Below are 8993 nucleotides of genomic sequence, written 5' to 3'. Positions count from 1 at the left end.
CGATCTCGCGGGGCCGGTGGGGGGTGTCTCCTCGGCTCGCGCCTGCGGGCACGGTCGTCCCGTACGGGGTGGTTGCGCGCTCGTCCTGCGGGGACACCCCCCACCGTCCCCACACCCCCACCCCACGGGATCCCCACCCCGAGCGGACGTAGGGGGCGGAAGGGCCCCGCGCGGGCGGTTTCCCTCGCCGGATCACCCGCGGGCGGGGGGCCGACGGGGGGTGGTTTCGGGTGGGGTGGGGACGCGTAGGGGTCTCCCCGCAGGACGAGCGCGCAACCCAGGCCGTACAGGACGACCAAGGCCGCAGGCGCGAGCCGAGGAGTGACCCCGGAGTGTCACCGCCCCACCCGAAACCACCCACCCCGTACGGGCCTATCCCGCCGAGGGGAACCAAACCCAGCCCCGCCGGCGCTTGAGGCGCACCCGCCGGGCGGCACCCAAAAGCCCAGCCCCGCCAGCGGTCCAGGCGCACCCACCGGGCGGGACCACAATCGAGCCCCGCCGGCGTTTGAGGCGCGGCCACCGGGCCGCACCCGGGAAACAGACAGGGGCAGCGCCGCGCAGCGGTTACGCGCCCGGCCAGGGGCCCGGCGTCGGGGCCACCGCCTTCTGTTCCGTCTCCGTGCGGAACACTTTGAACCCCCGCCGCTCATAGTTCTGCAGAGCCATCGGCCCGTCCTGGCTACAGGTATGCACCCACACCCGCCGCGTCCCCTCCCGCCCCGGCCACCGGACCGCCAGGTCCCACGCCCGGGCCACGCCCACCGACAGCAGGTGCCCCCCGATCCGCCGCCCCCGGAAATCCGGCAGCAGGCCGAAGTACATGATCTCCACCACGCCGTCCGCCTGCGGGTCGAGTTCCACATACCCCGCCGGCGTCCCCCGCTCGTACGCCACCCACGTCTCCACCCCCGGCCGCTCCAGCCACTCCACCCACTGCGCCCGCGTCAGCGCCAGCCGGTCCGTCCAGTGGATGTCCCCGCCCACCGAGGCGTACAGGAAGCGGCTGAACTCGGGGGAGGGGATCTCCGACCGGACGACGGATATCTCCGGCCCCGGCACGGCCGCCGGGACCAGGTCCTCCGGGGAGGTCATCTCCAGGGACCACGTGGTGAGGGTGAGGGTGCTCATGCAGCTCAGGGAACCACGCCCGGCCCCGTCCGGCCCAGGCGGGCCCTGATCACCGCCGGGGCGGTGGAGTACGGGAGCAGCGCGCCCGGGTCCGCCGGGCGGACCAGCTCCACCTCCACGTCGTCCGCGAAGCGGTACGGCCGGTGGGCCAGCACCCCCGCGAGGTGCCGCCGTACGCGCGACAGCTCGGCCCGGACCGTCACCGTACGCTCCGGGTCCCCGAACAGCTCGGCCGACAGATCCGCCGCCGACCGCCCCCGCGGGCTCTCCGCCAGCAGGAACAGCAGCTCCGCGTGGCGCGGGCTCAGCTCCTGCGACCAGCTCCCGGAGGGCCCGTACACCGTCGCCGACCAGGAACCGGGCCGGCTGAGGTCCAGGACGACCCGGGTCGCCGCCCCCGGGCCGGTGCGGTCCCGCGCGATCCGCAGCAGCCAGCCCCCCGGCAGCGGCTCCACCGCGCACTCGCCCAGCCGCGGCACCCACACCCGCCCCGCCCCGAAGCCCTTCGGCAGCGCCACGCGGTCCGCGGACACCAGCCCCGTCACCGCCGCCGTCCAGCCGTGCGGGTCCACCGCCAGCGCCGCCCCCGGCAGCCGGGCCAGCAGCGGCGCCGCGACCGCCCGCAGCCGCTCCAGCGACTCCAGGTGCCGCACCCGCAGCTCCCGCTCCGCGAGCCGCGCCACCGAGGTCACCCACGTCAGCGTCGCCGGATGCATCGTGGCCAGCGGGCCGCTGACGTCGACCACGCCCAGCAGCCGCCCGTCCCGGGGGTCCCGTACGGGCGCCCCCGCGCAGGTCCAGTCGTGGTGGCTGGAGACGAAGTGCTCCGCCGAGAAGACCTGCACGGGCCGCCGGGCCACCAGCGCGGTACCCACTCCGTTCGTGCCGACCACCGTCTCGCCCCAGTCCGCGCCCACCGTGAAGCCGAGCCGGTCCGCCTTGCGCAGGATGGAGCTGTGCCCCTCCCGCCACAGCAGCCGCCCGTCGGCGTCCGCGACGACCATGATGTGCAGGGCCTGGTCCAGGGCGGGCAGCAGCCCCTCCCGCAGCAGCGGCAGCACCTCCCGCAGCGGCGAGACCTGCCGCCGCTCCTCGGTCTCCGCCACCGACAGCGTCCGCGAGCGCGCGTCCCGGTCCGGGTCCACCCCGCAGGCCAGCATCCGCCGCCAGGACTCCGCGATCTCCGGCCGTGGCGCGGCGGGCGGCCGGTCCCCGGCCAGCGCCGCCGCCCGTACGCCTTTCAGCAGCCACGCGGCGTCCCGGGGGTCCATGGCCGAGATGCGTGCGGCATCGACCGTGCTGCCTGTGGTGTCGGCCACCGGAACCTCCCCGTGCGAACAGGACGTACGACGCCGGCCGCCCGGCGGTCCGCGAGTGCGGCGGGGCCGCCCGCCCCGGGCGCCCCGGCGGGCGGCCGCGGACTCACAGGGTGCAACGGTATGCAACTCTCGCCAAGTGCCGCCGGGGCGACCGAAAATGTCCGGACGTCGCCCGAGCGGCGTGACAGCTCCTCCTCGGGGCTTCGGATCAGGGGTGGTGCCGAGTCGGCGCGGCACCATCCCTGTCCCGGTCGCGGGCCCGGATCCCGGCTCGGAGCGGTTTGGGGACCGCAGGGGGAGCCCGACGGGGGCTCCCTCCCTAGCCGGTGATCCGCGCCCGCTCCACCACCGCCCGCAGGTCCAGGCTGTGCGGCAGCGTGCCGAAGGCCGTACCCCAGTCACCGCCCAGCCGCGAGGCACAGAAGGCGTCCGCGACCTCCGGCGGAGCCCACCGGACCAGCAGCGATCCCTGGAGCACCAGCGCCATCCGCTCCACCACCCGGCGGGCCCGCGCCTCGATCCCCGCCAGGTCCGCGAGGTCCGTCAGCAGGTCCTTGATGGCCGAATCCAGCCGGTGGTCGGCGCCCCGGGCCAGCCCCACCTCCTGGAGGAAGGCGTTCAGCGCCTGCGGCTCCCGCTGGAGGGCGCGCAGCACGTCCAGGGCCTGCACATTGCCCGAGCCCTCCCAGATGGAGTTCAGCGGGGACTCGCGCAGCAGTCTCGGCATCCCGGACTCCTCGACGTAGCCGTTCCCGCCCAGGCACTCCAGGGCCTCCGCCACCATCGGCGTACAGCGCTTGGTCACCCAGTACTTGGCGGCGGGCACCGCGAGGCGCAGGAAGGCCCGCTCCTGCTCGGTGCCCGCGTCGTAGGCGGCGGCCAGCCGCAGGGTGAGGGTGGTGGCCGCCTCCGACTCCAGGGCGAGGTCGGCCAGCACATTGCGCATCAGCGGCTGCCCGATCAGCGGCGCCCCGAAGGCGGAGCGGTGCTCGGCGTGGTGCACCGCCTGCGTCAGCGCCTGCCGCATCAGCGAGGCCGAGCCGATGACGCAGTCCAGCCGGGTCGCCGCGACCATCTCGATGATGGTCCGCACCCCGCGGCCCTCCTCCCCGACCCGCCGCGCCCAGGTCCCGTCGAACTCGACCTCGCTCGACGCGTTCGACCGGTTGCCCAGCTTCTCCTTGAGCCGCTGGATCGCGAAGACGTTGCGCGTACCGTCCGGCAGGACCCGCGGCACCAGGAAGCAGGTCAGCCCGCCCGGTGCCTGCGCCAGCACCAGGAAGCCGTCGCACATCGGAGCGGAGCAGAACCATTTGTGCCCGGTCAGTACGTACTCGCCGTCGGCGTCCAGCGGCACCGCCGCCGTGGTGTTCGCCCGGACGTCGCTGCCGCCCTGCTTCTCCGTCATCCCCATGCCGAAGAGGACCCCGGCCTTCTGCGCGGCCGGCCGCAGCCCCTCCTCGTACACGTGCGAGGTCAGCCGGGGCTCCCACTCGGCGGCCAGGGCGGGATCGGCCCGCAGCGCGGGCACCGCGGCGTGCGTCATCGAGACCGGGCAGCCGTGCCCCGCCTCGGCCTGCGACCACAGGAAGAAGCCCGCGGCCCGCCGCAGGTGCCCGGCCGGCCGCCCCCAGGCGTCGGTCAGCCCGGCGCCCACGGCATGCCCGAGGAGGCGGTGCCAGGCGGGGTGGAACTCGACCTCGTCGATGCGGTTCCCGTACCGGTCGTGCGTGCGCAGTTTCGGAGGGTTGTCGTTGGCCTGCGCGCCCCATTCCTGGGCCTGCGCGGAGCCGGCCGCGCGGCCGAGGTCCGTGAGCTCCTCCCGTACCCCGGAGAGGAGTTCGGGATCCGCGGACTCCAGATGGCGTTCGACGCCCTCGGTGAGGGCCCGGTCGCCGCCGTAGAGGTCGTGGCCCACCAGGGGCGGGGCCTGGTTGCTGACTGTGTGGGTGGTGGCTGCCATGCGGATACCGTAAGGACGTGCAGCCAGCAAAAGAAACACCCCCCGAGCGGATCCCAGGGCGGCTCCACCGGGCCCGCGTGCTCTACCGCAACGTCTCGAAGCGGCAGATGGGCTGGTTGCTGCTCAAGGACACCGTCAACTCGTGCATCGAGTACCGGATCCTCGGCCTGGCCGCCGAGGCGGCCTTCTTCACCCTGCTCTCCCTGCCGCCGCTGTTCCTGGGCCTGCTGGGACTGCTCGGATACGTGGACGGCTGGACCGACACCCGCACGGTCGTCAGCATCGAGGAGAACATCCTGCGGGCGGTCGGCACCGTCCTGTCCGACCGGGGCGTCAACGACATCGCGAAACCGCTGCTCGACGACGTCACGCGCAGCGGCCGCCCCGACCTGATCTCGCTCGGCTTCGCCTTCGCGCTGTGGTCGGGATCGCGCGCCGTCAACGTCTTCATCGACACGATCACGGTGATGTACGGCCTCGACGGCCACCGCGGCATCGTCAAGACCCGGCTGCTGGCCTTCCTCCTGTACATCATCGCGCTGCTGATCGGGGCGATCGTGCTGCCGCTGATGGTGGTCGGGCCGGACGCGGTGGTCAGGCTGGTGCCCTGGGGCACGGAGGTCATCGCGGTCCTGTACTGGCCGACGGTGACCCTGCTGTCGATCGCCTTCCTCACGACGCTCTACCACGTCTCCGTGCCGGTGCGCTCGCCGTGGATCGAGGACGTGCCGGGGGCGCTGGTGGCGCTCGCGATGTGGGTGCTCGGCTCCTTCCTGCTGCGGATCTACCTCACGAACACGGTGGAGGGCCCGACGATCTACGGCTCCCTGGCCGCCCCCGTGGCGGTGCTCCTGTGGATCGGCATCTCGGCCTTCGCGGTGCTGGTGGGCGCCGCCGTCAACGCGGCGATCGACCGCGTCTGGCCGTCGGTGGCCACGGCGGCGGCCCGCGAGGCGAACGAACGCATCCGCGAGGCGGAGGCGGCCCAGCTGATCGCCCGCGCGGCGGCGTGGCGCGCGCTGGCGGAGGGCGAGTCGGAGGACGACGAGGACCAGGGCATGCCGTCGGAATTCCCGGAACGCTGGTCCAAATTCCTCCCCCCGGAGGACTACCACTCCCGGCTGCGAAAGCACTGAGCTGCGCGGGGGCCGACGGTGCTGACCGGGCCTGGCGGTGGGCCCCCGGCCTGGCTCGGCCCGCGCTTCACGGTGGTCCCGGGGGTGGCGGGGCTTGCGGCCAGCGGTACGCCCCCGGCCGGGCTCGGCGGTAGCCCCCGGGGCGGCTCGGCACGCGCTTGGCGGTGGGCCCGCCGGGGTGGCTGGGCTTGCGCCCGGCGGTACGCCCCCGGCCGGGCTCGGCGGTGGGCCTCCGGGGGCTCGGGTTGCGCCCGGCGGTCGGCTGTCCGGGGTGGCTCGGCCTGCGCGGTGGGGCGCCCCGGCCCGCTGGGCCCGGGCGGCGGGTGGCCGTGTGTCGCGGCCTGCGCCCGCGCTGTCTCGGCTCGGGGGTGGCCCCCGGCCGGGCTCGGCCCGCGCCCCGGGCGGCGGGTGCCGGTACGCCGCCTCCTGCGCCCGCGTCGGCTGGGCCCGGCGGTGTGCCCTGGTCGGCACCTTGGCCGGGCTTCGCCCGCACGGGGCGGTGGGTGCCGCGTGTGCCGCGCCTGCTGTGGCTGGGCCCGTGCTTGCGCTCCCGGTGGGGGCCTGGCCGGGCTGGGCCCGCATCGGACGGTGGCTTCCCGGCACCCTGGCCGGGCTTGGCCCGGGCGCTGGGCGGTGGGCCGCCCGGAGTGGCTCGGCCCGCGCCCTGGGCGGTGGGTACCGCGTGCGTTGCGCCTGCGCTGGCTGCGCCCGTGCTTGTGCTCCCGGTGGGGGCCTGGCCGGGCTGGGCCCGCATCGGACGGTGGCTTCCCGGCACCCTGGCCGGGCTTGGCCCGGGCCCCGGGCCGTGGGGTCGGTACGCCGCGCCCTGCGCCCGCGCCGGCTGGGCCGGCGGTGGGCTCCCCGCCAGGCGCCGCCCGGGCCTGGGCTGGCTGAGCCCGGCGGGGGGCTTCGCGTTGGCACCTTGGCCGAGCTTCGGGCCGCACGGGGCAGGGGGTGCCGCCTGCGCCGCGCCTGTGGTGGGTGGGCCCGTCCGTGCGCGCCGCTCCCGGTGGGGACTGGCCGGGCTGGGCCCGCACCGGTCGGTGGCTTCCGTCCGGCACCTTGGCCGGGGTGGGCCCGCGTGGGGTGCTGGGCGCCGGGCGCTGGTATGCCGCCCGGCGGCTGGCGTGCCCGCGCACGTTCTGAGGCGGCCTGGCGGTGCGCAGCCTTCGCTGGGCCTTGTGCCCGCGCTGGGTGACGTACTGGCGCAGGGCGCACGGTGGGCGGGCCCGGCGGTGGACTTCCGGCGAACACCTTTGCCGGGCTTCGGCCCGCGCTGGTGCCGGTGTGCCGGTGCACGTCCTGTGCGGGACGGGATCGTCTCGGGCGGCGACGCGGCCGGCTGCTCGGCCTGGCCGGTGGGAGGGGCGCCGTGGGCCCGGTGACTTCGGGTGACGGGTGGCGCGTACGGTGGGGGTGTGGAGGAGCGGGTGGGCGTGCTGCGGGTTCGGGGTGGTGGGGCGGGGGACGTGCCCGTCGTGCTCGGGATGCTCGACCGGGCCGTCGCCTGGATGAACGCGCGGGGCAATACCGAACAGTGGGGCACCGTCCCGTACTCGCGGCGGCCCGGCGGGGTCGAGCGGGTGCGGCGGTACACCACCGAGAACACCCCCTTCATCGCCGAACTGCACGGCACCCCCGTCGGCGCCCTCGTCATGGACACCGGCCCCAGCCCCCAGCTCCCCGTCACCCCCGCCGCGGAGCCCGAGCGGTACGTCCGCCTGCTCGTCTCCGACCGCCGCTACGCCGGCCACGGCATCGGCGCCGCCCTGCTGGAGCACGCCGCCGCCGAGACCCGCCGGGCGGGCGTACGGCTGCTGCGGGTGGACTGCTGGGCGGGCGGCGGGGGCGAACTCGTCGCGTTCTACGAGCGCTGCGGCTTCACCCCGACCGAGCGCTTCCACGTCGGCGACTGGCCCGGGCAGCTGCTGGCGCGCCACGTCCGCTGACCGCCGCTCGCGGCCGCGGCGGAAAAAGAAGTGGCCGCGACGTGAGCGGACTTGTTACGGTGGGATCGTTCCCGCCGAGCGGCGAGGACCACGAGGACCACAGCGATGTGCCTGATCCGGAGGTGAGTTCATTGATGACTGTCATTGCGCAGGGCGCTGCCCGCGTCCAGAAGACCATCGACGTCACCTCCGTGGTCTCCGGCTGACCTCACTCACCTTCCTTTCCGCGCACCGCCGTCGAGCGTGCGCGCAGGCAGCCGGGCCACCCTGTGAAGGGTTCCCCCTTGAATTCGTCGACTTCCTCGACTTCCTCCACCTCTTCGGCTTCCTCCGTTTTCCAGCACACCTCGCTCTCCCTCCCGCACGCCCTCGCCCCCCTCGGCTGGGACGACGCGTGGGAGGCCGAGTTCACCCCGTACGCCGAGCAGGGCCTCGTGCCCGGCCGGGTCGTACGGGTCGACCGCGGGCAGTGCGATGTCATGACCGCCGACGGCATCGTCCGCGCCGACACCGCCTTCGTCACCCCCCACGACCCGCTCCGGGTCATCTGCACCGGCGACTGGGCCGCCGTCGAGACCGTCGGCAACCCGCGCTACGTCAAGGCGTACCTGCCGCGCCGCACCGCCTTCGTACGGTCCACCTCCTCGCAGCGGTCCGAGGGCCAGATCCTCGCCGCGAACGTCGACCACGCGATCATCGCCGTCTCCCTCGCCGTCGAGCTCGACCTCGGGCGCATCGAGCGCTTCCTCGCGCTGGCCTGGGAGTCCGGGGCGCAGCCGCTGGTCGTCCTCACCAAGGCGGACCTGGTGCCGGACCCGGCCACCCTCGGGCACCTGGTCCAGGACGTCGAGGCCGCGGCGCCGGGGGTCCAGGTGCTCACGGTGTCCTCCCTGAACGGCGAGGGTACGGACATCCTCGCGGCCGTCGTCTCCGGCGGCACCAGCGTCCTCCTCGGCGTGTCCGGCGCCGGCAAGTCCACCCTGGCGAACACGCTGCTCGGGGCGGACATCATGGAGGTCCAGGCGGCCCGCGACGTCGACGGCAAGGGCCGGCACACGACCACGACCCGCAACCTGCTGCTCATGCCGGGCGGCGGGGTCCTCATCGACACGCCGGGTCTGCGGGGCGTGGGTCTCTGGGACGCCGAGACCGGCGTCGGCCAGGTCTTCTCGGAGATCGAGGAGTACGCGCAGCGCTGCCGCTTCCACGACTGCGCCCACGTGGCGGAGCCGGGCTGCGCGGTACTGGCGGCCCTGGACGCGGGCGAGCTCCCGGAACGCCGCCTGGAGAGCTACCGCAAGCTGCTCCGGGAGAACCAGCGCATCGTCGCGAAGACGGACGCCCGCCTCCGCTCGGAAATCCGCCGGGACTGGCGCCTCAAGTCGGCCGAGGGGCGCGCGAATTACGCGGCGAAGCGGGGCGGCGGCGGCCGCGGCTGACCCGTGCCTCCTGCTGTTCCCGTCAGCCCGCCGGGCCCGGCTCGGCCGCCGCCCCC

General features: G+C 75.1%; 7 protein-coding genes. 4 read left to right on the top strand and 3 right to left on the bottom strand.

The annotated features are described in order from the left end of the window. Positions 1-567 precede the first annotated feature (567 nt). From ABZ873_RS33105 to ABZ873_RS33095, 3 genes are all read right to left on the bottom strand, one after another. Complete coding sequence (locus tag ABZ873_RS33105; protein WP_360880226.1) at positions 568-1131, bottom strand: GNAT family N-acetyltransferase; 564 nt, start codon at positions 1129-1131, stop codon at positions 568-570. 5 nt (positions 1132-1136) lie between these two features. Then, positions 1137-2402, bottom strand: a complete 1266-nt coding sequence (locus ABZ873_RS33100) for a GAF domain-containing protein (protein ID WP_360880231.1) — start codon at positions 2400-2402, stop codon at positions 1137-1139. A 367-nt stretch (positions 2403-2769) separates the two neighbouring features. Then, the gene (locus ABZ873_RS33095; RefSeq protein WP_360880223.1) at positions 2770-4413 is read right to left on the bottom strand and encodes an acyl-CoA dehydrogenase family protein; all 1644 of its coding nucleotides are present in this window, start codon (positions 4411-4413) and stop codon (positions 2770-2772) included. 17 nt (positions 4414-4430) lie between these two features. Here ABZ873_RS33095 and ABZ873_RS33090 point away from each other — a divergent pair, with 17 nt between their 5' ends. From ABZ873_RS33090 to rsgA, 4 genes are all read left to right on the top strand, one after another. Next, on the top strand, positions 4431-5549 hold the full coding sequence (locus ABZ873_RS33090) for a YihY/virulence factor BrkB family protein (protein ID WP_360880220.1): 1119 nt from the start codon (positions 4431-4433) through the stop codon (positions 5547-5549). A 1487-nt stretch (positions 5550-7036) separates the two neighbouring features. Beyond that, on the top strand, positions 7037-7498 hold the full coding sequence (locus tag ABZ873_RS33085; RefSeq protein WP_360880229.1) for a GNAT family N-acetyltransferase: 462 nt from the start codon (positions 7037-7039) through the stop codon (positions 7496-7498). A 41-nt stretch (positions 7499-7539) separates the two neighbouring features. Beyond that, positions 7540-7704, top strand: a complete 165-nt coding sequence (locus ABZ873_RS33080) for a hypothetical protein (protein WP_360880217.1) — start codon at positions 7540-7542, stop codon at positions 7702-7704. A 78-nt stretch (positions 7705-7782) separates the two neighbouring features. Then, positions 7783-8937, top strand: a complete 1155-nt coding sequence (rsgA, locus tag ABZ873_RS33075) for a ribosome small subunit-dependent GTPase A (protein ID WP_360880214.1) — start codon at positions 7783-7785, stop codon at positions 8935-8937. The last annotated feature ends 56 nt before the right edge of the window (positions 8938-8993 follow it).

The sequence above is a fragment of the Streptomyces sp. NPDC047014 genome, from assembly GCF_040644195.1.
In the GTDB taxonomy this organism is placed as follows: domain Bacteria; phylum Actinomycetota; class Actinomycetes; order Streptomycetales; family Streptomycetaceae; genus Streptomyces.
The sequence above is the reverse complement of the archived record's forward strand: the minus strand, read 5'-3'. Positions and strand labels throughout refer to the sequence as shown.

What these genes read in the sequence shown, in the direction of transcription:
- ABZ873_RS33105 (WP_360880226.1), bottom strand. Translation starts at nt 1,131, where the DNA reads ATGAGCACCCTCACCCTCACCACGTGGTCCCTGGAGATGACCTCCCCG.
- ABZ873_RS33100 (WP_360880231.1), bottom strand. Translation starts at nt 2,402, where the DNA reads ATGGACCCCCGGGACGCCGCGTGGCTGCTGAAAGGCGTACGGGCGGCG.
- ABZ873_RS33095 (WP_360880223.1), bottom strand. Translation starts at nt 4,413, where the DNA reads ATGGCAGCCACCACCCACACAGTCAGCAACCAGGCCCCGCCCCTGGTG.
- ABZ873_RS33085 (WP_360880229.1), top strand. Translation starts at nt 7,037, where the DNA reads ATGCTCGACCGGGCCGTCGCCTGGATGAACGCGCGGGGCAATACCGAA.